General features: G+C 38.0%; 24 protein-coding genes and 1 pseudogene. 20 read left to right on the forward strand and 5 right to left on the reverse strand.

Annotation, left to right across the window (positions count from 1 at the left end):
* The first annotated feature begins 5 nt into the window (after positions 1-5).
* Genes ACH0CI_RS09630 through ACH0CI_RS09640 form a run of 3 tightly spaced genes read left to right on the forward strand, consistent with a single transcriptional unit; the run spans position 6 to position 2,213 of the window.
* Entirely contained in the window at positions 6-542 is a 537-nt protein-coding gene (locus ACH0CI_RS09630) for a sigma-70 family RNA polymerase sigma factor (protein WP_335707253.1), read from the forward strand.
* A gap of 1 nt (position 543) precedes the next feature.
* Complete coding sequence (locus ACH0CI_RS09635; RefSeq protein ID WP_033579410.1) at positions 544-942, forward strand: PadR family transcriptional regulator; 399 nt, start codon at positions 544-546, stop codon at positions 940-942.
* On the forward strand, positions 939-2,213 hold the full coding sequence (locus ACH0CI_RS09640; protein WP_335707254.1) for an FtsW/RodA/SpoVE family cell cycle protein: 1,275 nt from the start codon (positions 939-941) through the stop codon (positions 2,211-2,213). The genes ACH0CI_RS09635 and ACH0CI_RS09640 overlap by 4 nt, the downstream gene beginning before the upstream one ends.
* 10 nt (positions 2,214-2,223) lie before the next feature.
* On the opposite strand, the gene ACH0CI_RS09645 is transcribed toward ACH0CI_RS09640, so the two are convergent.
* Positions 2,224-2,511 (reverse strand): hypothetical protein, encoded by a 288-nt coding sequence (locus ACH0CI_RS09645; RefSeq protein WP_028412858.1) that lies wholly within the window; start codon positions 2,509-2,511, stop codon positions 2,224-2,226.
* A gap of 221 nt (positions 2,512-2,732) precedes the next feature.
* Here ACH0CI_RS09645 and ACH0CI_RS09650 point away from each other — a divergent pair, with 221 nt between their 5' ends.
* The 3 genes from ACH0CI_RS09650 to ACH0CI_RS09660 all read left to right on the forward strand — a co-directional run bounded on the left by ACH0CI_RS09650 (position 2,733) and on the right by ACH0CI_RS09660 (position 4,388).
* Positions 2,733-3,221 (forward strand): GyrI-like domain-containing protein, encoded by a 489-nt coding sequence (locus tag ACH0CI_RS09650; RefSeq protein WP_033579408.1) that lies wholly within the window; start codon positions 2,733-2,735, stop codon positions 3,219-3,221.
* Between the two features lie 93 nt (positions 3,222-3,314).
* A complete protein-coding gene (locus ACH0CI_RS09655; protein ID WP_013057601.1) occupies positions 3,315-3,605 on the forward strand; it encodes a hypothetical protein in 291 nt (96 codons plus the stop codon).
* 324 nt (positions 3,606-3,929) lie between these two features.
* Entirely contained in the window at positions 3,930-4,388 is a 459-nt protein-coding gene (locus ACH0CI_RS09660; protein ID WP_033579407.1) for a hypothetical protein, read from the forward strand.
* 41 nt (positions 4,389-4,429) lie between these two features.
* Here the strand turns inward: ACH0CI_RS09660 and ACH0CI_RS09665 are convergent, their stop codons facing one another.
* Positions 4,430-5,650, reverse strand: a complete 1,221-nt coding sequence (locus tag ACH0CI_RS09665; protein ID WP_406901317.1) for a DUF418 domain-containing protein — start codon at positions 5,648-5,650, stop codon at positions 4,430-4,432.
* Positions 5,651-5,815: 165 nt separating this feature from the next.
* Here ACH0CI_RS09665 and ACH0CI_RS09670 point away from each other — a divergent pair, with 165 nt between their 5' ends.
* The 6 genes from ACH0CI_RS09670 to odhB all read left to right on the forward strand — a co-directional run bounded on the left by ACH0CI_RS09670 (position 5,816) and on the right by odhB (position 14,155).
* The gene (locus tag ACH0CI_RS09670) at positions 5,816-6,712 is read left to right on the forward strand and encodes an NAD-dependent epimerase/dehydratase family protein (RefSeq protein WP_028412863.1); all 897 of its coding nucleotides are present in this window, start codon (positions 5,816-5,818) and stop codon (positions 6,710-6,712) included.
* Between the two features lie 121 nt (positions 6,713-6,833).
* Positions 6,834-7,280 carry an OsmC family protein gene (locus tag ACH0CI_RS09675; RefSeq protein WP_060746886.1) on the forward strand — a complete coding sequence of 149 codons (447 nt, stop codon included), beginning with the start codon at positions 6,834-6,836 and terminating at the stop codon, positions 7,278-7,280.
* A 138-nt stretch (positions 7,281-7,418) separates the two neighbouring features.
* Complete coding sequence (locus tag ACH0CI_RS09680) at positions 7,419-8,963, forward strand: MDR family MFS transporter (protein ID WP_406901318.1); 1,545 nt, start codon at positions 7,419-7,421, stop codon at positions 8,961-8,963.
* 66 nt (positions 8,964-9,029) lie between these two features.
* Positions 9,030-9,617, forward strand: coding sequence for a PadR family transcriptional regulator (locus ACH0CI_RS09685; protein WP_028412866.1), 588 nt, complete (start codon positions 9,030-9,032; stop codon positions 9,615-9,617).
* Between the two features lie 364 nt (positions 9,618-9,981).
* The gene (gene sucA, locus ACH0CI_RS09690) at positions 9,982-12,843 is read left to right on the forward strand and encodes a 2-oxoglutarate dehydrogenase E1 component (RefSeq protein WP_033579402.1); all 2,862 of its coding nucleotides are present in this window, start codon (positions 9,982-9,984) and stop codon (positions 12,841-12,843) included.
* A gap of 16 nt (positions 12,844-12,859) precedes the next feature.
* Positions 12,860-14,155, forward strand: coding sequence for a 2-oxoglutarate dehydrogenase complex dihydrolipoyllysine-residue succinyltransferase (odhB, locus tag ACH0CI_RS09695; RefSeq protein WP_406901319.1), 1,296 nt, complete (start codon positions 12,860-12,862; stop codon positions 14,153-14,155).
* A 41-nt stretch (positions 14,156-14,196) separates the two neighbouring features.
* Here odhB and ACH0CI_RS09700 read toward each other — a convergent pair whose 3' ends face one another.
* On the reverse strand, positions 14,197-14,805 hold the full coding sequence (locus ACH0CI_RS09700; RefSeq protein ID WP_176343862.1) for a TetR/AcrR family transcriptional regulator: 609 nt from the start codon (positions 14,803-14,805) through the stop codon (positions 14,197-14,199).
* A 193-nt stretch (positions 14,806-14,998) separates the two neighbouring features.
* On the opposite strand from ACH0CI_RS09700, the gene ACH0CI_RS09705 reads away from it, so the two are divergent.
* The 8 genes from ACH0CI_RS09705 (at position 14,999) to ACH0CI_RS09740 (ending at position 23,140) form a co-directional block, all read left to right on the forward strand.
* Positions 14,999-16,174, forward strand: a complete 1,176-nt coding sequence (locus ACH0CI_RS09705) for a YhgE/Pip domain-containing protein (protein ID WP_406901320.1) — start codon at positions 14,999-15,001, stop codon at positions 16,172-16,174.
* Between the two features lie 35 nt (positions 16,175-16,209).
* Entirely contained in the window at positions 16,210-17,721 is a 1,512-nt protein-coding gene (locus ACH0CI_RS09710; RefSeq protein ID WP_406901321.1) for an FAD-dependent monooxygenase, read from the forward strand.
* Positions 17,722-17,870: 149 nt separating this feature from the next.
* Entirely contained in the window at positions 17,871-18,062 is a 192-nt protein-coding gene (locus ACH0CI_RS09715) for a hypothetical protein (protein ID WP_335707260.1), read from the forward strand.
* A 121-nt stretch (positions 18,063-18,183) separates the two neighbouring features.
* Positions 18,184-18,876 (forward strand): response regulator transcription factor, encoded by a 693-nt coding sequence (locus ACH0CI_RS09720; protein WP_028412871.1) that lies wholly within the window; start codon positions 18,184-18,186, stop codon positions 18,874-18,876.
* Positions 18,873-20,342, forward strand: a complete 1,470-nt coding sequence (locus ACH0CI_RS09725; RefSeq protein WP_335707261.1) for a sensor histidine kinase — start codon at positions 18,873-18,875, stop codon at positions 20,340-20,342. The genes ACH0CI_RS09720 and ACH0CI_RS09725 overlap by 4 nt, the downstream gene beginning before the upstream one ends.
* A gap of 25 nt (positions 20,343-20,367) precedes the next feature.
* On the forward strand, positions 20,368-21,435 hold the full coding sequence (locus ACH0CI_RS09730; protein ID WP_406901322.1) for a TolB family protein: 1,068 nt from the start codon (positions 20,368-20,370) through the stop codon (positions 21,433-21,435).
* A 156-nt stretch (positions 21,436-21,591) separates the two neighbouring features.
* Positions 21,592-22,353, forward strand: a complete 762-nt coding sequence (locus ACH0CI_RS09735) for a M15 family metallopeptidase (RefSeq protein ID WP_098625807.1) — start codon at positions 21,592-21,594, stop codon at positions 22,351-22,353.
* Between the two features lie 115 nt (positions 22,354-22,468).
* Positions 22,469-23,140, forward strand: a complete 672-nt coding sequence (locus ACH0CI_RS09740) for a DUF421 domain-containing protein (protein ID WP_257042608.1) — start codon at positions 22,469-22,471, stop codon at positions 23,138-23,140.
* 27 nt (positions 23,141-23,167) lie between these two features.
* Here ACH0CI_RS09740 and ACH0CI_RS09745 read toward each other — a convergent pair whose 3' ends face one another.
* On the reverse strand, positions 23,168-23,902 hold the full coding sequence (locus ACH0CI_RS09745) for a polysaccharide deacetylase family protein (RefSeq protein WP_406901324.1): 735 nt from the start codon (positions 23,900-23,902) through the stop codon (positions 23,168-23,170).
* An 83-nt stretch (positions 23,903-23,985) separates the two neighbouring features.
* Positions 23,986-25,287, reverse strand: a pseudogene (locus ACH0CI_RS09750) (polyamine aminopropyltransferase).
* Positions 25,288-25,415: the final 128 nt, after the last annotated feature.

A 25,415-nucleotide genomic window follows, 5' to 3' on the forward strand; every position in this document is an offset into this window, starting at 1 on the left:
GTGAAGTGAACGATTTGCTATTTGCATTAGTAGAGCAAGAAGAGTATGAAATTCTTTTAGAAGAGGCTATGAATGAATATGGTCAATCCATCTTGCAGCTTGTATATTCTTACGTGCGAAATTCTACTGTTAGTGAGGATTTGACACAAGAAATTTTTGTGAAGTTTTATAATTCTCTTTCTACGTATTCTAAGCAATCTAGTTTGAAAACTTGGTTATGGCGCATTGCTATTAATCACTGCAAAGATTATTTAAAAAGTTGGTACGTGCGAAAAATGCAATTTACAGAACATATACATACGATTTTTGAATCAAGCAAAGAAATGATCGAAGAAGAAATGGTAAAAAAAGAGGAGTCTGAAGAATTGGTTCAAACTGTAATGAGTCTTCCATTAAAGTATAGAGAACTCATTTATCTGCATTATTTCGAAGAATACACAATTAAAGAAATAGCTGAGCTTTTATCTATTAATTCTAATACGACTAAAACACGATTACGGCGTGGAAAAGAATTGTTAAAACAAATGATAGAGGAGGGCTAATATGGATGAAAGATTACGTCATCTAAAAGGCTCAATGAAGCAATCTGTATTCCAAAACCTGCAGTTTACTGACAAGCACAAGCAAGCTATTAAGCGAAAAATAAAACAAGAAAACATTTTACTGCCAGCGCTACAGCTTCTGTCAGTTGAAAAAAATGGAATAGAACTTGTTCAAAAACTACGGAGTAGAGGAATTCAAGAGTTTGATGAACAAGAAGGGTTTGTGTACATTCTGCTGCATCAGCTTGAGCAAAAATCATACGTAACAAGCCGCTGGAAAGAAGATCAGAAGAAATACTATCAGCTGAATAGTAAAGGTAAAAAGGTAATGAAAAGCTTAGAAAATGGAAGTCAACGATCAGCTTTTGTCCTTCAAGGGTTATTAGGAGGAGGACAATGAAAAAAGAAGAATTTTTACAGTCAATTACTCAAGAAATAAAACATAAAGAAGCAAAAGAAGCAGTGTATCAAGAGCTTGATACCCATATTAAAAACTTAGAACGAGAATCTATTCAGCGCGGTGTTTCTCAAGAGGAAGCTGAAAAAAAAGCTGTTGAACAAATGGGCAGTTCAGCGGAACTAAGCAGACGCTTTCAAAAGCTATACCGCACAAAGATTGATTGGATCTTAGTTTCATTATTTGTTGTAGCGTTAGGCTTAGGAATGTTGACAATTAAGCTAGGTTCATCTATATCAATGGAAACCAAACTTATTACTGCATTAATTGGACTAGCCCTGACAGCAGTATGTGCTTTTCAAAACTACCGCAAGTGGAGAGAGTGGGGGTGGGTAGCATTTATAGCTCCTACACTCCTCCTTGTATTATTTAATCTGCATATATTGCCAGAAAGGAGTCAACCAAACGTTCAAGGTACAACCGTAGTAAACCTATCTTTTTTTAGCCTAGATTTAAATTTCATTTTAATATTTTATTTAATAGGTTGGGGATATATTTTACAACGTAGGTCATGTAACGTTCCCATTATAGCAGTACTATTTATTTTAACCATAGTCTTATACGGGCGTTTAACTAGTATTCCTAATGTGATGATGTACATCATCATGATCGCTTCTATGTTTATATTTAGTGCTCGTAAACATGCTAAAAAGATCACTTTGTTGTTTCTGCTCACACTGTTTATAATTATAGCCGTTATGCTGCTCCTTTCAGGAAGCTCTTATTACTTAAGTCGTCTATCAATTGTGCTGCATCTAGGGAAAGATCCAGCAGGGGCAGGCTACGTCCCTGTACATCTTTCTCGCCTGTTCCATCAAGCTGAGTGGCTTCCTCAAGCTAATCCATCAGAGGGATACCGAATAGGTGGAATCGACACAGAATTTGTATATGCAGGTTTGACCTATGCCTACGGCTGGGGAATTTCAATTTTTATTATGCTAGTGTTGAGTGCTTTATTAGTAAAAATGATACTGTTAATTAAACAGATTCGCGATCCGTTTGGAAAAATGCTTGTTTCCGGAAGCGTAAGCGTGTATGCATTTCAGTTGCTTTATAATTTAGGTATGTCGTTTAATCTCCTCCCAATTATGGGTGTATGGTTGCCATTTATAAGTTATGGTATGGGTCCCACAATTGCAAATGCGGTGTTCATTGGCATTGTGCTTAGTATATATAAAACAAAAGATATACCGATAAAAGAGCTGGTTAACTAAGCCAGCTCTTTTATGATGCAATAGCATACAAAAGCTGCTTTTGCATTTTAGGAGATAAAGGAATATTTTGATACAATTCGTAAATATGATGTTCGTTCCGGTGATAACAAATCCAATCCTTGTACGTTCCTTTTAAGAAGATACGAAAAAACACGATTCGCTTATTCGTGCCGCCTGTTTTTAATTCAATTTTCAAATCATCTGTTTCTAATGTATACTGTACTGTAGAAGAGGAGAGAGCAAGTTTAGTTGTTTTTTTACTTGTTTTAATGAATTCGGCAAGTTCAATGATCTTCATTTTTTTACCTCACTCTATTGTAAATTAGGGGTATCTTATACGTATGATGTGTACAAAGAAAATAGAATCGTTTTTTTATAGTTTAGAAGAATGATCTTCAGCCCCTTCGTTAAGGGATTTGCATAAAAGGTTGACGTTTTCTTTGAATACAAATAAAATGCATATTAAGAAGTATTTCCCTCATTGTAACTACAGAAAAAGAAGAATTAAGGGGGCTCAATATGTTGACTGACTTAGTCGTAAGTCAAAAAGTAGTCAAGGTAAATGAATTTACTGTTGTAGGAGTGCCTATTCGAACAGATGAACCTGTGGAAGAAACGGGCACAGGTCTTATTCCTGAGCACTGGCAGACTTTTTATAAACAACAGTTAGCTAATAAAATCGCCAATAAAGTAAATGGTAATACATTTGCTCTTTATACAGAATTTGAATATAATCAAAAAATGGATTTTACATTTGCTCTAGGATATGAAGTTTTACCTGGCGGCGAACTCAAAGATGATATGAGAGAGTTCATCATCCCAGAAGGTGAATATATGGTGTTTACAACAGCTGTTGGGCCAGCTAGACAGGTAGTCGTAGAGGCTTGGGCTTATATTCGCGAGTGGGCTAAAAAAAATCATCGTGCCTATAAAATAGACTTTGAATTATATGATGAACGCTGTATTGATCCTGAGTGCAGTCAAGTTGATATTTATGTTTCGATTTAATAGCTAGTTTTGCTAAGTAGTTAAGATGCAGATAAGCGTTTTTTGCTGCGTTCTTACTTTTGACGATAGGAATACAAAAGGGGTTTAGTGAGAGTGATCAGCAACGATTTATTACAAGCTTTAAAAGACGGATATAAACAGAGAATTAAATGGGTACTTATAAGTCAAATGGCACTGTTCATCACCGTAGCAGTCATACTTGTATCAAATTTTGTCACTAAATTTTCGTTTAACCAATTAAGCTTTATTTTTGTTTTGGTTAGTATAAGTTCGCTGTTATCAGGGGTAGAGCACGTATTGTTAAAACGTGAGAAGTGGCAATGGATTTTTGATTTTATTTTAGCTGCTTTTTTTATTGGTTTATCTATTTTTTTACACCGTTAAAGCGCCTGGTTCAGCGCTTTTTTATTTTGAACAGCTCAGCACACAAATTTCGGACCTTTCTAGTATAAACAAAACAAAAATAGGTATTTATGACGAAAATAGTCAGAAGATTTAGTAAAAAAGTCTTGTATCTTGTCTTTATTTCGATTATGATAAGTTTACACCCTTCGTATTCACTTCTTTGGATGTCAGTACCTCTATTTTTATACTACAGAAAAGAGGTGAAGCCATTTCTTCAGTTTTCCTGCTAGCCTGCATATTAACCCTTTTAGCTATTTTATTTAGTAGCAACTACCCTCAAAATTAAAGGAGAGATCCGCGCTTATGTCAAAAGCTCCTGTAAAAAACGATATTGAACTTCAACTATCTGAAACGCACTTTTTTCAACTGCTTGATTTAATTTATTTAGGTAACTGGATGGTCACAGCATGTTCTGGAGTGGAAGATGAGCATGCACAGGAATATACGGATGTAGAAAAACAAATGTTTTCACACGCAGAGCCTTTCCTTGAAAAAGGACCTTTTCACACGCTAAACAGTGAGGTTATGTTTACAGAAGAACATGAAGATTCTCTTCAAGATATTATTGGAGAATACGATAACGAAGTGTTTTGGGAAGCGCTAGCCTATCGCATGGCTAAACGAGATGTGATAGAGCAAATAGGACCCACTAAAGAAATAAAAAATGAAGTTTTTATGCAAATTTTCCATCGAGAAATGGATTATATACGAGAGTTTGAGACAAATGGAATTAAACGAATAACTATACCGCCTTTGCAGTAAAGGAGACAAATCGGCTTTCAACCTTGAAGGCCGATTTGCTGTTAAGCTGAAGCTTTTCTATTCCGCCTGAGAGGCGGAATAGATCGGTATGTAAAGCTCCGCCATAACCATTCACACGGACCGTAATAGAAATAATAAAGCCACCACTTATTAAGAAAAAGCTGGAGTGCATAGATGATAAGACAAATAACCGTGCTTTCCGTTAAGGTAAGAGTTCCGTATAAACCAAAGATTCGAACCATCCACAGGCAAATTAAAGTTTGGCTAAGGTAAGTTGTTAATGCCATTGTTCCACTATACTTAAAAAGACCCAGCATTGAAGCGTAAGGAGAAAATTGCAGGAATAACAGTAAGGTGGTAAGATAAAAAAAACATAGAAAAATGCCGCTCAAGCTTGTAAAAAGGTGAATGGCCGCCTGCTGATAGAGTTCGTATCTTAAAATCTCTGTTTTTAGCATAGCCAGAATAATAGTTAAAGTGAAACCTGCTGCGCCTGTTATTGACTGAATTTTCTTGAAAAAAGAACGATTTTGTTCGATATTATGTACCAATCCTTTTTTAGCAGTATATAAGCCAAACAACAACATAGAAAATACGGGAAAGATAGAAAACGGTAGATTTAATAGCATAGGCACCACTTCAACATTCAAACGATAAAACAGCCAAGATAAATAGTCTGCTTGCCTGTAGGTGGATAAATATTGGGTTAAGACATGTTCATGTAAAGCTTTATACTCCCACTGAGCCTCCTGCAAGACGTGGGCTGGAATAAAAAACTGCATGCAAGCCAAAAGATAAAAAAAGCATAGCAAGCCTATTGCCCACAGCAAAATCGTCTTAGCTTTTCGATTGTAAAAAAAGAATAATAAAAAACCGCCAATAGCATACACATGCAAAATGTCTCCATACCAGAAAAAGACAAGATGAAAAAGCCCGATTAATAGCAAAGCAGCCATTCTTCTTGACCATAAAGCAGCGGCAAAGTACTGCTTTTCTTGAGCTCTATGCAAAAAAATTCCGCATCCAAGTCCAAACAAAAAAGAAAAAATGGTAAAAAACTTCCCTTGCACAAACAGCTGCAAGAATAAATCAATATAAGCATCTATTCCTTCATACTTATAAGAAACATTGTACAGCTGAAAAATAAATATCGGAGAAGTAAAAGCAGGTATATTCACTAAAAAAATGCCCAGCAAAGCAATGCCCCGAATAATATCAAGAACAACAAGACGTTCGTTAAGGGGAAGTGGAGAAGGATTCATCGCTGTCGCTCCTTTTGGTTAGATATGTACATCTTAACACGGCAGTGGCGAAAAAATAGGTGGAAGTACAAAAAAATAAGCGGAAAGATTCATAGCTTTATGGATGAAAAAGTTGGATAATAATGGTATGGTCACCCATATCAAATATGAAAGGTGGAGAAAAAGATGAAAACAGCACTTGTGTTAGGTGGAACGCGTTTTTTCGGAAAAAATTTAGTTCAGACATTGCTTTCTAAAGGAGTACAGGTTACGTTAGCAACGCGAGGCAAAACACCGGATGATTTCGGCGACCGAGTTGAGCGAATTTTTCTTGATCGTGTAGAAAAAGATTCTGTAATCGAGACAACAAGAGGAAGAAAATGGGATGTTATCTTCGATCAAATATGCTATTCTTCACACGGCGCAGCTGTTGCTGTTGAAGCTTTTCGTCATAGTACGAGTCACTATGTACTTACCTCGACTCTTTCAGTATACGGTTCTTTAGAAAAAACGTGTTATGAAGAAGATTTTGATCCATACAAGTATCCTATTTCATATACACGCCGTGAAAATATTTCCTATCAAGAAGGAAAACGCCAAGCCGAGGCAGTATTCTTTCAAAAAGCACCGTTTTCGGTAACAGCTGTCCGTTTTCCAATTGTTATGGGAAAAGATGATTATACGGACCGCTTGCGTTTTCACATAGAAAAAATTATGCATGGAGAAGAAATTGGTGTACCGGCTATTGAAGCAGAAATGAACTTCATTTCACAGGAAGAAGCAGGTGAATTTTTAGTTTGGTGTGCCGAACAGAAGCTAAAAGGGCCGATTAACGCTTGTTCAAATGGTACCATTTCACTCAAAAATTTATTTTCATATATTGAACAAGCAGCGGATAAAACAGCAAGAACAACCTCTCGTTTAACGGATGAAAATAGTTCTCCGTACGGAGTAGATCATTCTTGGACGATGAGCAATGAAAAAGCTAGCTTTTGGGGATATTCATTTACGAACCTGCAGGACTGGCTGCCTTCATTAATCAAAACTGTCGTTGAAAGCGAAAAGAAAGTACCTTTAAGTTAGAGAACAACAAAGACTGCACGTTTAGCAGTCTTTTTGCTATTACAAGCAGAACATTTTTATTTTATGAGCAAAAAAGGTACGCTAAGTATACATCATTATATAGAAGAAAGAAGGATACACTATGGCAAAACATCACTTTCATTTGCAAGCAAATTGGCCAGGAGGCCGAAATGAAGTGGGAACAATTGAAGCAGGGCAATTAAAAACAAACATTTCTATTCCACCAGAAATGGACGGGCCAGGAGCTGGGACAAATCCAGATGAAATGCTGCTAGGAGCAGCAGCCACCTGCTACATTATCACGCTTGCAGCGATGCTAGAAAGAAGTGGAATCCATCAGGAGGCTTTAACGATGGAATCAGAAGCTATCGTGGACGTAACGAATGGTGTGTTTACGTACGAAAAAATCATTCATAAACCTCACGTGATCGTCACACCTGAATTTGCGGCCCAAGAAGAGAAAATCAATCGACTTATAAAAAAAGCAGAAACGTCCTGTATGATTTCAAGAGCCATTCAAGGAAATGTAGAGATCGAATTGGAACCTCAGCTCACAGTAAAAGCGTAATGAATCCATTACGCTTTTGTTATGTTTATTTCTAAAAATAGCACATTTAAGATTGTAAAATACTCAAATTTGAATATAATAATTTAAGTAGCTATCATTTCTGTTCATCAAAAAGATGACGCGAAAGGAGGAACTGAAATGGTTTCATCAGAAAAACATATTCGTTTTATCGTAGCAGGATTGCTGCTCGGTATTTTTATGTCAGCCATGGATAATACCATCGTAGCGACGGCTATGGGGAAAATCATTTCTGATCTAGGCGGATTAGATAAGTTTGTTTGGGTTACGTCCGCTTATATGGTTGCCGTGATGGCAGGTATGCCGATATTTGGTAAACTATCTGATATGTACGGCCGTAAACGGTTTTTTATTTTTGGATTAACCGTATTCTTACTTGGATCCGCATTGTGTGGTTTAGCACAAAGCATTGTGCAGCTAAGTATTTACCGAGCGATTCAAGGAATTGGAGGAGGAGCGCTTCTTCCGATTGCTTTTACCATCGTATTTGATATTTTCCCTCCTGAAAAACGCGGGAAAATGACGGGATTATTAGGTGCCGTTTTTGGCTCAGCAAGCGTATTTGGTCCACTTCTCGGTGCTTACATTACGGAATACATCAGCTGGCACTGGGTGTTTTACGTGAACGTGCCAATTGGACTTTTATCGTTATTTTTTATTATGCGCTTTTATAAAGAGTCAAAAAGTCATAAAAAGCAAAAAATTGACTGGGCTGGTGCAGCCACTCTTGTCATTTCAGTAGTAAGTTTAATGTTTGCTCTTGAACTTGGAGGAAAAGAGTATGAGTGGTCTTCTCCGCAAATTTTATCTCTTTTTGCTATCTTTGCTGTGGCGCTGTCACTCTTCTTTTTTGTGGAAAAGCGTGCGCAAGAGCCGATCATTTCATTTTGGATGTTCAAGCGCCGTTTATTTGCAACATCACAAATTCTCGCTTTCTTATACGGAGCAACGTTTATTATTTTAACGGTATTTATTCCTATTTTCGTTCAAGCTGTCTACGGAGGTTCTGCTACAAATGCAGGTTTAATTTTAACTCCGATGATGTTAGGCTCAGTAGCAGGAAGTGCGATCGGCGGAATTTTTCTCACAAAAACAAGCTTCCGAAACTTGATGATTATGTCCGTTTTTTCATTTGCAGTAGGAATGTTCTTGTTAGGAACAATGGAACCTGATACACCTCGTTGGATGCTCACGGTATTTATGATTTTGACTGGATTTGGCGTAGGGTTTAGCTTTTCTCTTTTACCAACGTCGTCAACTCATAAGCTAGATCCACAGTTTAGAGGTTCTGCCAACTCAACAAACTCATTTGCTCGTTCTTTAGGAATGACGCTGGGAGTTACGATTTTTGGAACGATTCAAAGCAATACATTTACAAATGAGCTGCAGCGCAATTTTCAAGGTATGGGAAATGGATCACAAGGAGCATTTTCTCAAATAGAAGATCCGAGTGCAGTTTTTCAATCAAGTGCCCGAAACAGCATTCCGCCTCAAATATTAGATAAGATTGTTGATGCTATGTCTACATCGATCACGTATGCATTTATGCTTGCTCTTATTCCAATTGCAGTAGCTATTATTACTGTCTTTTTAATGGGAAATGAACGAGTGGAAGTTCCCCCTAAAAAGCGGGTAGAAGCTAAGGAACCGGCAGCTCAAAAATAGAAAAGGCACGAATTTATTCGTGCTTTTTTTACTAAATAAGATGCATATCAAGAGGTGAAAGGTGTTATGAGTGTTAAATTAGTCATACTGGGCTTATTAATGGAAGGAAATAAGCACCCTTATGAAATTCAGCAAACCATTAATGAAAGACAAATGAAGCACTATATTAAACTTGCAAGCGGTTCTTTATATTACGCTTTTGATACGCTCGAAAAAGATCAGTTGGTGAAAGTAGTCGATGTGATTCGAGAGACGAACAGACCTGAAAAGACCGTTTATTCTATCACGGATGCTGGAAGAGAAGAATTTGAGCGTCTTTATTTTGAACAGCTGTTAAAAAAGGAGCATATGCATAGACCTGTTTATGCTGCTCTTTCATTTACTTCTTACGTGGATCAAAAAAAAGTGGCTTCTGCTTTAGAAAAAAAGATTGAGGAAACGGCAGCTTATTTAGAAAAAATGCAAAATTTGTACCAAGTTAAAAAGGTGGATCATTCCATTGCAAATCTGTCGATCATTATGCGCACGATTATGCATTTGAAAGTAGAACTAACTTGGTTCACTCATTTACTCGAAGCGGCGAAAAGTAGCAAGCTTACAGAAGTAGATGATGGTTATTTTAAAGACGTTGAAAAAATCGTAGATGAGTTTTAAAAAAAGAAGCAAAACACTGCTTCTTTTTTTAAATAGTCATAAAATATATTTCAAGCAATTTAATTTTGCCAAAAGCTAGGTCAATAACAATTAATTAACACCTGATTCGACCTTTAATCAGCTTTGCTTATAAAACGCTTTCAAAAAGTAGTAAGACTATTAAAAAAGTAAAAAAAATTAAAGAAATATAGCGATTTCATTTTGATTGACGAGTAAAAGAGTGGTAAAATATAAGCAGATATCAGATACACACGCAGTGAGATTTATCACTCGTTGTAAAGATGTCAGACGATAAGGTAATCGACATTCAAAATGGAAAGATTGTTGAGTACGACAATTATTATAACTCGTTGGGGGTTTTATCATGGGTAACGAAACGTCGAATAGAGGGGAGCCTTGGCAAGGATTTTTGGGTCCGAACTATGGCTATGTATTAGAACAGTATGAGTTATATGAAGAGCAGTCAGATCTAGTAGATCCAGACTTAAAAGAATTATTTGATTATTGGGGTGCTCCTCCATTAAACGAAAGTGAGCAGGTTCAGCAAGCTGAATACGCACAGGCTGCACCTTCAGCTAACACATCTAAAATTGCATCGGCTATTAAGCTAGCGGAAAACATCCGTGCTTATGGTCATCTATACGCGTCAATTAAGCCTCTTGAAAGCGAGAAGAAAGATCCTGTCTTGCTTCACTTGGAAGATTACAATTTAACGCAAGAAGATTTAAAATCAATTCCGGTTGATATTTTATGTACGAATGCGCCATCACACGTCAAGAATGGTTTAGACGCAATTAACTATTTAACAGATGTCTACACAAAAACCATTGCGTTTGAATTCCATCACGTACATAACATGGAAGAGAATAAGTGGCTGACTGACATGGTCGAGTCAGGTGCTATTTTCCAACCTCTTTCAAATGAGAAAAGAACTTCTGTATTAAAGCGTTTAACAGAAGTAGAAGGCTTTGAACAATTTTTACACCGTACATTTGTCGGACAAAAACGCTTTTCTATTGAAGGCGTAGATATGTTAATTCCACTTGTAGATGAACTGATTGCACGCTCAGTGGAAACAAGCCCAAAAACGGTTAATATCGGTATGGCTCACCGTGGACGTTTAAATGTATTAGCACACGTATTAGGCAAGCCGTATGAAATGATTTTTGCGGAATTCCAGCATGCGCCTAACAAGGAATTAGTTCCTTCAGAAGGTTCAATCGGTATCAACTACGGCTGGACGGGAGACGTAAAATATCACCTGGGTGCCGACAAACAAATTAAAGCAGAGAACACAGTTCGAGCTCGTTTGACATTGGCTAGTAACCCTAGTCACTTGGAGTTTGTTAATCCGGTTGTGGAAGGGTTTACAAGAGCGGCTCAAGATGAGCGTGATGTGAATGGATACCCGAAACAAGATGTAAAAAAATCGTTCGCGATTTTAATTCACGGAGATGCTGCGTTCCCTGGTGAAGGTATTGTACAAGAAACGCTGAACTTAAATCAATTGACTGGTTATCAAACAGGTGGAACAATCCACATTATTGCTAACAACATGATTGGATTTACAACAGAAAGCGTCGATTCTCGTTCAACAAAATATGCAAGTGACTTAGCAAAAGGGTTTGAAATTCCAATTGTTCACGTAAATGCGGATGATCCGGAAGCCTGTTTAGCTGCTGCTTATTTTGCTTATGAGTATCGCAGACGCTTTAACAAAGATTTCTTGATTGATTTAATTGGATACCGTCGATTTGGCCACAATGAAATGGATGAACCGTCTGTAACGCAGCCGAAGATGTATGAAATTGTGACAAAACGTCCAACTGTTCGTGCTATGTATGCAAAGCAGCTCGAAGAACAAAACGTTATTCAAAGCGGTCAAGCAGATCAAATTAATGAAGAGTTACAAGCGAAGTTAAAAGCAGCTTATGAGAAAGTACCGCCAAAAGCTGAAAAACAACATAGAATTATGGAAATGCCACAAGCAGTCTTCAAAGGAATTTCAGATATTGATACATCTGTTACAAAAGAAGAGCTGTTTGAAGTGAATCAAGAGCTAGTGAAATATCCTGAAGGATTTAACGTATTTCCAAAACTTGATCGCATCTTATCTAAACGTGCCAAAGCGTTTGAAGAAAATGAAAGCGTGGATTGGTCATTGGGTGAGGCATTTGCATTTGCTACGATTTTAAGAGACGGCACGCCAATTCGTATTACAGGCCAAGATTCTGAACGTGGTACGTTTGCACATAGACATCTTGTTCTTCATGATCATAAGACAGGGGATGTTTACTCACCACTACACGCAATGAAGAACGTAAGCGCTTCCTTTGATATTCGTAACAGTCCATTATCTGAAGGTTCAGTGCTTGGATTTGAATACGGCTATAATGTATTTGCTCCTGAAACGCTTGTTCTTTGGGAAGCACAATTCGGTGATTTTGCCAATGCAGGTCAAGTTATTATTGACCAGTTTATTGCAGCAGGTCGTGCTAAGTGGGGACAAAAATCTGGAATGGTCTTATTGCTGCCACATGGCCATGAAGGTCAAGGGCCAGAACACTCAAGCGCTCGTCTAGAACGTTATTTACAGCTAGCTGGAGAAAACAACTGGACAATCGCAAACGTAACAAGCGCTGCGCAATATTTCCACTTACTTCGACGACAAGCTGCCATTTTACAGCGCGAAGAAGTAAGACCGCTAGTAGTTATGACACCAAAAAGTTTGCTTCGTAATGCTTTTAGTGTGTCAAACCTTGAAGAGTTTACAAAAGGCTCTTTCCGCTTAGTAGTAGAACAGCCTGGATTAGGCAAAAAAGAAGATGCAGTTGAACGAATCGTTCTGTGCAGCGGAAAAATCAGCAGTGAGTTAACGGAACGCTTAAACAAAGCAGAAGATGATAAAGATTGGCTACACGTTCTTCGTCTAGAACAAATTTATCCGTTCCCAAGACGCGTAATTGCTGAAATCTTTGCTCGCTATAAAAATTTAAAAGAGATTGTCTGGTTACAAGAAGAGCCGGAAAATATGGGTGCATGGAACTATGTAGAAGATCGACTGCGTGAAGTAGCACCAGAAGGAGCTACTGTTGACTACATCGGCCGCACAAGACGCTCAAGTCCAGCTGAAGGAGATCCAACAGTTCACAGACAAGAACAAGAACGTATTTTACAAGATGCATTAACTAAAAATGAAATTGCTAACGACGTTGTTACACGATAAGGAAGGGGAATGAACCATGGGAGAGATTAAAGTACCGGAATTAGCAGAATCAATTTCTGAAGGAACAGTTGCGCAGTGGCTAAAACAAGTAGGAGATTTCGTTGAAAAAGGCGATTATATCGTTGAACTTGAAACAGATAAAGTTAACGTTGAAATTACAGCTGAAGACTCTGGTGTGCTAACAGAACTTCTTGCTGGCGAAGGCGACACAGTGCAAGTTGGTGAAACAATTGCACGTCTTGAAGCGAAAGAAGGAGCTTCAGCACCAGCAGCACCAAAAGCTGAAGAAAAACCAGCAGAGGAAGCACCAAAACAAGAAGCTGCTCCAGCTCAGCAAAAAACAGTTGAAGAAGTAGCGCCAGCAGCTGAAGCGCCTCAACAAGGAAGTCAAAAACAATGGCTGATTGCTTCTCCTGCAGCTCGCAAAGCAGCAAGAGAACGCGGAATCAAGCTAGATCAAGTACCAACTACTGATCCTCTTGGCCGTGTGCGTAAACATGATATTGATTCATATGCAGATCAAAAATCAAATGAGCAAAAACAGCAGGCACAAGCAAGTAAGCCAGCTAACCCGGTATCTCCGTCTCCAGCGGCAAGTGAAAATAGCGACAAACCTGTTGAACGCGAACGTATGTCACGTCGTCGTCAAACAATTGCCAAACGTCTCGTTGAAGTTCAGCAAACAGCGGCTATGTTGACAACGTTTAACGAAGTAGACATGACGGCTGTTATGGCTCTTCGCAAACGACGCAAAGACAAATTCTTTGAACAGCACGACGTAAGACTTGGCTTTATGTCATTCTTCACAAAAGCAGTAGTAGCAGCACTTAAAAAATACCCATTATTAAATGCTGAAATTCAAGGCAACGAGTTATTAATTAAAAAATTCTACGATATTGGTATTGCTGTGTCAGCTCCAGACGGTCTTGTTGTTCCAGTTGTACGTGATGCTGACCGTAAAACATTCGCTGGTATCGAAGGATCTATCGTTGATTTAGCGAAAAAAGCGCGCGACAACAAATTAGCATTAAAAGATTTACAAGGTGGAACGTTCACAATTACAAACGGCGGTGTATTCGGTTCATTAATGTCTACACCAATTTTAAACGGGCCTCAAGTTGGTATTTTAGGAATGCACAAAGTTCAGCTTCGTCCGGTAGCAATTGATGAAGAGCGTATCGAAAATCGTCCGATGATGTACATTGCACTTTCTTACGATCACCGTATCGTTGACGGCAAAGAAGCCGTAAGCTTCCTAGCTACTGTTAAAGAACTATTAGAAGATCCAGAATCTTTATTACTAGAAGGTTAATAAAAAGAACCTGCTATTCTCCGAGAGAATAGCAGGTTCTTTTATGTTCGCTTAATGCCTGCAACATAAGCAGGACCCAAAAAAGTCATGCTAGCGAGTGTCAGAGCCATTTCTCTAGGTGACTGCTTCATATCTTGTTCTAGCCAGTGCTGAATGACGCCAAGATGCGCTGACGTTACATAAGACATTAAATGTTCAAGTGGAACAAGCGGAGGCGTTTTATTATCCATGAGCTCTAATTTTTCCAGCATATTGGTTTTCATAACTTCTTTAATTTTAAGATGAAAGCCAGGGTTGCCTTTTGGACCAAGCATAACCTGCATAAAACGCGCATTCTTTTGAATATATTCAAAAAGCGCAATAATAAACGGCAAAGGCTGTTCTTTCAAATTAGCAGATACAATCTCATTTGGATTTGCTTTTTTGATAAATTCTTTTATCTCTTGAATGACTTCATTTTCACTTTTTTCAAGCAAATCGTATTTGTCTTGGTAGTGTAAATAAAAAGTTCCTCGATTAATATCGGCTTTTTTCGTCAGATCTCTGACCGTTACGCCTTCAAATCCTTTCTCTTCCATTAATTCTGTTAAAGCATCTCGGATAAACTTCTTCGTTCGAATAATTCTACGATCTGTTTTTGAATTCCCCACAGTTTTTAAACACCTACTTTTTTCTTTAATAATGAACAGTTATGTGTTTTGTGTTAAGTAAGCGACATTCCCATGATTATTGCATATTGAGAATGCAGGTAAATTTATTATAATTTACATAGTGATCACTAATCAACAGCATGTACATTATCTCTCCGTCAACGTGTATATGCTTAAAGAAGGGGATATCTATATGAAATTAAGTAATCAAAAGCTTATATATCTTTCACCAATTATAGTGGTAGCAGTTATTTTCATTTTTACCCTAACGTTAATTCCTTCAGTAAGCCAAGCACCTAAGAATTTGCCAATCGCATTTGTAAATGCCGACGAAGGAATGACAGTTCCAGCAAAGGGTAAGGTAAATATAGGAGATCATATAAAACAAAATATGAAGAGTTCAAGCGCTGAACAGGCTTCGGTTAAATGGATTTTTGTATCAACTACTAAAGAAGTTGAAACAGGGTTAAATAATCAAAAATACTACGGAGCGCTTATCATTCCAAAAGATTTCACCAAAAAACAGGCGACTCTTCAGACGGCTCAGCCTAAGGCACCTGCTATTAGATTGTTAGTGAATCAAGGAATGAATACAGCTGCTTCAACACTAGCCAGTCAGGTGCTAAACGGAGCAGTTGATCAGATGAATGAAAATATGCGCTTGCAGCTAGTGAAAAGATTTGAACAAAGCGGAACGCAACTAAGTGCAAACCAAGCATTAGCACTCGCTGCACCGATTCAAAAGACAGTGATAAACGTCAATAAAACAGGGACTCATAGTGTCAACGGAAATGCCCCCGTTTCATTATTTCAGCCGCTGTGGATGGCAAGCATAGCAGGGGCAGCAGTTGTCTTCCTCAGCATCCACAAAATCACGTTTTCTTCTCGCAAAGAGAAAATTGTTAACCAAGTAGGGTTCGTAATCATTGGTGCTACACTTGCTTTAGCTGCCGGTTTCGGGCTAGCGTGGCTAGCTGAAGTAGTTGGAATAAGCGTTCCTTCATTTTTGGATACAGCACTATTCTTAGCTATTGCTTACTTCAGTTTTTTCACCTTGATATCAGCCGCACTTTCATGGTTAGGACTAAAGGGACTTCCGATTTTCGTTATTATTCTATTTTTTGGCGCACCGCTGCTTCCAATGGCCCCAGAAATTATGCCTGATTTTTATCGAGAGTGGATTTATCCATGGCTGCCAATGAGGTTTATGGTAGATGGCGTAAGAGAACTATTTTTCTTTGGAGAACATCTGACATGGAATCATTCTGTATCCGCTCTAGCTCTTATCTCTTTAATAAGTTTGTGTGCTCTGTTTGCTTCTGCTTTACCTGCATCTTCTGTAAAAAAAGAGAAGTCTCGCTCAATATAAAAGATACTGCAACTGAATGAGAAGGAGAGATAATGATGAAGCCACAAATCCTAATCGTTGGTGCCGGACCTACTGGCCTTGTGATGGCCTATAATTTAGCAAGACATAACATTTCTTTTCGAATTATTGATAGAAACGAAGGGCCTGGGCAAGCCTCCCGCGCAATGGCTATTTTACCGCGAACCCTTGAATTATATCAGCAGTTCGGTTTTGCAGATGAAGTCATAGACCGCGGGATTAAGATGGAAGATGTATACGTCCGAGTAAAGAATAAAATAAAAGCAAAAGTTCATCTAGGATCTTTAGGAGAAGGATTAAGTCCTTTTCCTTTTGTTCTTACATTTCCACAGGACGACCACGAGCGGTTTCTGCTTGAAAAATTAAAAAATCTTGGGATTGAAGTAGAATGGAAGACGGAGCTACTATCTCTAGCTGAACACGGAGAAGGGATAAAAACTTTATTAAAAGCCCAGCAAGAGGAAACCGCTTATTTTAAGTATATTTGTGGATGTGACGGAGCACACAGTACAGTTCGTAAACAAATGAATATAGAGTTTAAAGGAGAAAAATATAAACAGCATTTTTATGTGATGGATGTTCACGGCTCTGGTGAAGTGATGAAGGATCAAAAAATCAGTATTTCATTTAGCAATGAAGAATTTTTGATTTGTATGCCTGTTAGAAGTAAAGGAACGTATCGAATGATCGGCATTATTCCTTCAGCACTTTTGGATCAAAACGATATAAAAGCTGAAAATATTCAAACTTTTCTTCAACAAACATTTGGTGCTGAGATTGAAAACATAAATTGGTTCTCAACATACAATATCCATCACAGAGTAGCAAGTCGTTTCCGACAAGGGCGTATTTTTCTAAGTGGAGATGCAGCCCATATTCATAGTCCTGCAGGCGGCCAAGGAATGAACACAGGAATTGGAGATGCAATCAACCTTTCATGGAAATTAGCAGCTGTCCTTCAACACAAAGCGGCACTTCCCATATTAGATACATACGAAGAAGAAAGGTTACCTTTTGCAGAGCTGCTTGTAAATACAACTGATCGCGCTTTTAAGCGAATGGTGGCAAGAGATAAAACGAGTCAATTTTTTAGAAAGCATATCTTTCCGCCTGTACTATCCTTTTTATTTCGCTTTCCTTATCCCCGTCACAAAGCATTTACAATTTTATCTCAAATCCGCATTAAATATCGAAATAGTAACCTAAGCAGCGGACAAGGGACAAACGTGCAAAGTGGTGATCGGTTACCTTATGTGGAAGGGAATTTTGAATCTTTACAGTCCTTAAACTGGCAAATACACGTCTATGGAACAGCAGCACAGAAGCTAAAAAAGAGCATGAGAGAAAAAGGCTTCTCTTTGCATGAGTTTTCTTGGAACCCCTATATGAAGAAAGCAGGGCTTCAAAAAGATGCACTGTATGTTATTAGACCGGACGGGTATATCGGTTTTATTAGCAGCGAACAGCGTATAGAGCTTCTTTATCAATATTTGAATACTCATAAAACCCTTCCTTTTACAAATGAATAATAACGCTAATAAAAAGCTAAGACAACATGATTTTAGCTAAAAGAAAATTGGATCGATGAATCGAGATTTTTCAAGGAAAATCAACTTTATTCGAATTTTTTTATAGTCATGGTAAACGTAGATTTCATCTATTTACTTTACTCTAGCGGTTGATTGGAGGGCAAGGCGCAGACTCCTGCGGGAAAAGCGGAATAGGTGAGACCCCGCAGGAGCGCAAGCGACGAGGAGGCTCAGCGGCCGCCCGCGGAAAGCGAAGCCTTGCACGGAAATCAACCGCGGTGTCAAAAGCGCTCCATACTAAGCCTCCTTTATCTCATTTGTGCGTCTTTAGATTGAATTGATTTTGTTATGTCTCAATCTCTTTATTTTTGTTTACAATTTCGAAACAACTTGGAGATGTTTTTGCTAAAGCTGTTTGATAAGATAGACGAAGAGAAATATCAAATGAAAGTACGTGATACATTGAATAAAAGGATTTTAGTAGTAGATGATGAAAAAAGTATTGCCACAGCGGTATCTTATGCTTTCAAGCGCGAAGGATATATTGTAGACACAGCATCTGACGGTGAAGAAGCACTTGAAAAAGTAAAAAGCTTTCGACCTGACGTGATGATATTAGATGTGATGATGCCAAAATTAACCGGGTATGAAGTATGCCGAAAACTTGAGAATCGAAGAGGAATGGGGATTATCTTGTTAACGGTTAAAAATGATATCGTCGATAAAGTTCTAGGTTTAGAGTTAGGCGCTGATGATTACATGACCAAGCCATTTGATGTAAGAGAACTTGTAGCTAGAGCTAAAGCACTTGTTCGGCGAATAGAAAAAAATGAAGCTCCTGAAGCTGTGGGAGAAATCACGGTGGGAAAAGTGAAAGTGAACTTAATTCAGCGCACGTTACATGTTGCCAATGAGTTAGTTAAGCTTACACCAAAGGAGTTTGATCTTATTGCTTTATTGCTTGCCAATTTAGAGAGAGTGTACACACGAGAAGATTTACTAGATCTTGTCTGGGGAATGGATTATGCAGGCGGTACACGTACGGTAGATATTCACATGCAGCGCCTTCGAAAAAAAGTAGGAGAAGCAGAGCCTTATTTGCTTCAAACGGTATACGGGGTTGGATATAAAGCGACTGCAGGGATCAATGAATGAAAATCAGCCTAAAAGCTAAGATGGGACTCGTTCTTGCTTTTTTAATTATTTTAACAGTAACCGTACTGAGCGTACTCGTATTAAAAGGAATTGAGACCAATCAGCGTGATCAGCTAGAAAGTGAACTTATTCAAAAAAGCAAAGCAGCGGAGCAAACGATTCATCAAAGTTATGTAACAGGTGACCCGTCTCTGAATACAGATTCCTTTCTTCAGCAAAAAGGACAGCGCCTTGCATCTTCAATTGCATCACAAAGCGGAATGCAAACAGTCCTATATAATCAAAAAGGACAGGAAGCAGGAAGCTCTATTCCCATCGGCCAAAAAGATGTGGATGTTTCTGATACGCTTAGCTATGCTTTGAAAGGAAAAATAGCCTATCAAATCTCGGGTTCTTCCCTTATTTACTTTGCACCTGTGTCAATCGAGAATCAATTTATTGGAGTCCTTCGTTTTGACCATTCCCTAAAAAATAATCAGCAGTTTATAGCTGACATTAGGCACTTATTTCGTATGGGGGGAACGATTGCAGCGGCAGCAGCTTTTTTAATTGGCTATGCTTATTTTTATCGCATTGCTTCTCTCATCGCTACGCTTCAAAAAACTTCACAGCAGATTCGAAAAGGCCATTATTTAACTCATGTGCCCTTCAAACGGCGCGATGAACTCGGAGAGCTCAGTCAAGGCTTGTTTTTTATGAGTACGTCGATTGAAAAAAACATCGATCAAATGAATAACGAAAAAAGAAAGCTTGAGTTCGCCATTTCGAAACTGCAGTCTCTCGAACAGCAGCAAAAGCAGTTTATCGGTAACATTAGCCACGAATTTAAGACGCCTTTAACATCGATCAAAGCTTATGTTGACTTACTTGATATGTATCGAGATGATCCTCAGCTTATGGAAGACGGTGTGCAAAACATTCGTAAAGAAACGAATCGCCTCCATGAAATGGTGGATAAAATCTTAAAGCTTTCAGCACTTGAGAAATATGATTTCGAGCAGCGACCAGAGCAAGTTGAATTGAAACGGCTTCTAGAAGACATATGCGATCGTATGAAAGGAAAAGCTGCTAAATTTGATTTGACTCTTCATACAAATATAAAAGAAGCGGTTGTTTGGGCTGATCGCGAAAGCTTAATACACATTTTTATTAATTTAATTGACAATGCTATTAAATATAATGAACCCGGAGGAAAAGTGGAAGTAGCATCTTATACTTTAGAGAATTCTATCATTGTAGATGTAGCCAACACCGGAATAGGAATTCCACCCGAAGCAGAAGAGAAATTATTCCAACCATTTTTCACCGTAAATAAAGATCGGTCGCGTTTATCCGGAGGAACAGGTCTTGGCTTAGCATTAGCCAAAGATTTAACTGAAAAACAAAACGGTGTTATCAAGCTGCATCATTCTGACTCTACATGGACAACTTTTAAAGTGTCGTTTCCTTTAAAAAACGAGAACTGAGTTAGCTAAAAGGAGTGAACCGTTATTGAAACGGTATAGATTAATGATATATATCGCAAGCACTTTTCTTATTTTAGCATCATGCGGCCAAGGAGAAGGTCATAGAGAAACGGTTGAAAAACCAGACAAGAAAATTACTGTATTGGACCACGTAGATCAAGATGGAAAAATAGAAGTGAAAGACGTTCAAGATATTAACGGAGTAAGAGCGTTTCAATTTTCGAATGAAAACACAGTGATTGTTAGTCAAGAAAATAAACAATTTCGGTCGCACGATTTCGGTCCCAAAGAGGTATATGCGCAGAATTTAGCTACTTATAATCTTAAAAACAAGTCTACTTTTGTGTTGCATCCAAGCAATGAAATTCAACATGCGGCGAAGCTTTCTCCAAATGGCAAATATCTTTTTTATAAAGTTGCAAAAGGCGAAGATACATTTGGTTATATAATGAACGTTCAAACAAAAAAAACAGTTGAAATCAAGAATGTTCTTCTCTACCCATCAAGCGGAGAGTGGCTTAATAATTCAGAAGTAATGTTTATTACAATGGAAGGAAAGCTTTCTAAAGCAAATGTAAAAGGAAAAGCAGAACCTCTATTGCACAGAGACGATCGAATCTTAGATGCAGTTAAAGGGATAGGTGGCATTTATTATATTGGTGTAAACAACCAGCTTTTTTTTCTTCATAACGAACAGACGGACCCTGAAAAAATCCGAGATAATGTGGTTTCTATTATCCCGTCTCCAAATGGAAAGCAATTAGCGCTCGTTCAGCAAAAAGATGCCCAAACGAGAACGCTGTCTATCACAGATTTAAAAGGATCAGAGGCCTTTCAGCTTGCTCTGTCCACTCAAATTTTTGGTGTCAGCTGGTCTCCCGACGGTTCGAAATTAGCTTATAATTTTATTTCTGAAAAAGAGGGAGATAAAGGGATATTCATAGCAGATGGATTAACAGGAGATGTTACACACTTAAACGTAAATTTAGACTATGCCGCTGATCAGCTTGCCTGGAGTCAATCAGGAAATAAACTAGTTGCATCGAGCTTTACGCAAAATCAAGTTCATACGTATATTATCTTTTTGAAATAGACTGCTTAGGCAGTCTTTTTTTTACGCATACTAAACTTCTTTAAGAGTGTTTACAAGTTTGAAACAACTGAATAAAAGACAGAAACATTTATGTTTTATTCTTTCTTTACAGGCTTTTATAGCGTATCAAAAGCCATGTGGAAGGAGTAAGACATCATGAAATACTTTTTATTTATTTGTTCTTTAGCTTTTGCGCTGATGATAGCAGGGTGCGGCACAAGCAATTCTTCATCAAAGCCTGTCGGAGAATTCACAAAAAATGGACAGGCTCAAAAACTAGAAAGCTCATCAGCTTCTTCATCTTTAACGAAATCTAATGTAGACGAAACAGTGGTAATAGCCAATCCAGAATCGGTTACGGCTTTAGTTAATAAGAAGCATCAGCTTCCTGAATCTTACCAGCCTTCCGATTTAGTCTATGCCGACGTTCCGTTTATCTTTAACGAAAAAATAGAAAAACGAATGCTTAGAAAGCCTGCGGCACAAGCGCTTGAAGAACTTTTCCGAGATGCTGAAAAAGAGGGGATCAGCTTACTTGGGGTATCTGGTTATCGATCTCACGAGCGGCAAAAAGAGCTTTTTGCATTTTACGCAAAGCGAGACGGTGAAGAACAAGCACGCACCTATAGCGCCTACCCAGGAACGAGTGAACACGAAACGGGACTAGCAATCGATGTCACAGGAGGAAAGGGAATATGTGCTGCGGCAGACTGCTTTGCTGATACACTAGAAGCTCATTGGCTTTCAAAACATGCGTATCAATACGGATTCGTTATTCGATATCCTCAAGGTGAAGAAGAAGTTACCGGTTATAAATACGAACCATGGCACCTTAGATATGTAGGAAAAAAGGCAGCCTCATCCATTTTTAATCAATATATAACGTTAGAAACCTATGCAAGTAAGACAAAAGCTTAATCAAAAGTTCTATAGCTGGAAAACGAAGGAAAGAAAAATGAAAAGTCAGGTTTATCACTCTCACATATGATACAAACTGATACTATAACATGCTTGCTATAGAGGAAGGGTATCGATGTATAAAGATATTGCGATTGAACTGATATGTGGATTTTTAGCGCTATTTATTATGCTGAAGCTTTTAGGTAAGACACAGTTTGCTCAAATTACTCCGTTTGACTTTATTACAACGCTTGTCCTGGGAAATATTGTGGGGGATGCAGCTCTTGAAAAAGGAGTAGAATTAACTGAAATTCTTTATAGCGTTTTGATTTGGGGGCTTCTAATTTACGTAGTGACAAAGCTATCTCAAACCTTTACAGGATTTAGGGGAATTCTTGAAGGCAAGCCTTCAATGATTATTTACAAAGGGAAAATCCTTTATAAAGAGCTTAAGAAAAACAATTTGGATTTGAACCAGCTTCAGCATCTAATGAGACAGCAAGGGTATTTTTCACTGTATGAAGCAGAATACGTCATTTTAGAAACAAATGGAGAGGTGAGCGTTGCTCCTAAACATGAATTCGGCCCTCCGACGAAAAATGATTTAAACATTCCTTATTCTCAAACTAACTTACCTATTGCTTTAATCATGGATGGAAAAGTAGTGCCTGGCAATTTAAAAGAAGCCAACGTAGATGAAAAGTGGTTAAAAAAACAGCTTGCAATCAAGAAAATAAAGGAATACAGCGAAGTTTTTTATGCTGAATGGCAGCAAGAGCGAGGACTGGAAATAACAAAATTCTAAAAACCCTTTTCTTTTAAGAAAAGGGTTTTAGTTTTCTTTTAATAGCTTAGCAAAATCTTCAATCGTTGTAGAATACGTGACGTACAGACGGGGAATAAGATAGTTTTCATTTTTTTGTCCACTTTCAGTAAAAAAATTTGGAATCGTTGAAAGACCAAATGTATAATTCTTTTTTGTTTCTTCCACTACGCGGCTATTGACCTTTCCGTAGGGATAAGCAAGAGCAATAACGGGCTGGCTCGTGATGGCTTCAATTTTCAGCTTTGATTCAGCTAGCTCATAGGATAAATTTTTCGTCTTAGTTAAATCCGGATGAGTAGCGGTATGAGACTGAATAGAAAAAAATCCTGAATCAACAAATTTTTTTAAATCGGCTGGCGACAAACGGTTGGGACGAACGATAAAATCTGAAATTACAAAAATTGTAGCCGCTGGATGAAATTGAGGGCTGGCTGTTCTTTGAAAAATAGGCAAGATAGTAAGATTGTTTTTATATCCATCGTCAAATGTAATAAATATAGGTTTTTTCACATGCTTTAGTTCCTGCCATTTTTCAAATGTTAGCGGCGTATACCCTTGCTTTTTAAGATAAAGAAGTTGTTTCTCAAAATTTTCAGGTGTCACATACAGTTCTTTTTCCCCGTGGCCTGTGTAGGAATCAATAGAGTGGTAAATCAGTATAGGTACTTTCACTTGGCTAAAAGCGGGGGAAGGGAAAATAACAGTTAGCAATAAGATAACAAAAACCGAAATTTTTCTCATAACAATCCTTTCTAACACGCAGTGATGACGAGACTATCTTAGTATGTCAAAAGAAAAGGAATGTATAAGCCAAGCTTTCTTTTTTACAAATATAAGCCTTCTTTTTTAAATATTTTATGCAGAACCAAGTGCTCAGCAGAGTTCACAACGGCAAACTGTTTTTTAGAAAGAGAATGAGGAGAAAAACGCATTAGCTTAGTAAAGTCTGATGGCAGCGTAGTAGATGAAACATCAGTAGAGAGTATAGGGGCAGACAAAGATGTTTTCGAGCCGATGTGAAAACCCCAATCTCCAAAAGAGGGAATAATGGTGTGGTAGCTCAACGTATAAAACTGAGAAGCTTTCATCGTCTTATTAATGCTCCAAAAAACGATAGGTGTGTCTCTAGGAGAATTTGACTGACACACGACCAAGCCGCTGCGCGATAGTGAACGTTGGAGAAGTTCGTAAAATTCTTTTGTATAAAGAGCACTTATTTTTTTGTTAGTAGGATCAGGAAAGTCAATAATGATAATATCATAACACGCTGAATTCAAAGAGAGGTAGTCAACAGCATCTTGAATATGAACGGTGACACGAGAATCTTCAAATGAGCGTTGATTTAACTTCTTTAATTCTTTTACATTCATCGCAGCATTTACAACGTCAGCATCTATTTACACAAGGTCTATTTCTTTAACTTCTTTATATTTAAGGACTTCTCGTAAAGCTAAACCATCTCCACCGCCCAGAATAAGAATGCGGCGAGGACTTAAGGAAGCTGCAAAGATAGGGTGTACAAGAGCTTCATGGTACGCATGTTCATCTAATGAACTAAATTGCAGCTGTTCATCCAAATACATTCGAATATCAGATGCTTTGATTAGCTGAATATCTTGAATACGGTTTTTTTGATGAAACAAAATGTCATGCTGGCCTGATAAGATCTGCTGTAGACTAACGTGATCTGAGTCATCTCCACGATCGAGAAGACGAGTGCTTTCAGCATGCTGACGATTTTTTGTTAGAGTTTCGGCGTGTTGAATTCCGCGAGAAATTGAATATACAACAGCTTTTTTTGAAGCTAATTGCTTCAGCAACGCATAACCAATTTCAATTATTTCTTTGTCTCCGCACGTATAAAAATCTAATGAAGCGTAGTTTTCCTCCGGCCAAGTATGAATAGACAAGTGAGAGGTAGCTAATACGAGAATACCTGTAATGCCTTGGGGCGTAAACTGGTGAAAATAACAGTGCAAAACTTCCATCTCTGCATCTAGTGCAGCTTCAATAAGAATTTGCCTTAAAAGTGAGGGATCATTTAATATCACTTCATCGCATTCGAACGCATCCATTAGCAAGTGTTCGCCTTTAATATCCACTACTTCAGCCTCCTTTCTGAGCATTATTTTCACTATCTTATGAAATTTTTCAGAAAAAGGAAACGCAAGCACGTTAGTTTATAAATATTTTCGGGAAATAACTAGTTATCATCACATAGAAAGGCGGTTTAGGCAAACATATTTTCGTTGAA

Source organism: Priestia sp. 179-F W1.4 NHS (genome assembly GCF_045369295.1).
Lineage (GTDB): Bacteria > Bacillota > Bacilli > Bacillales > Bacillaceae_H > Priestia > Priestia zanthoxyli.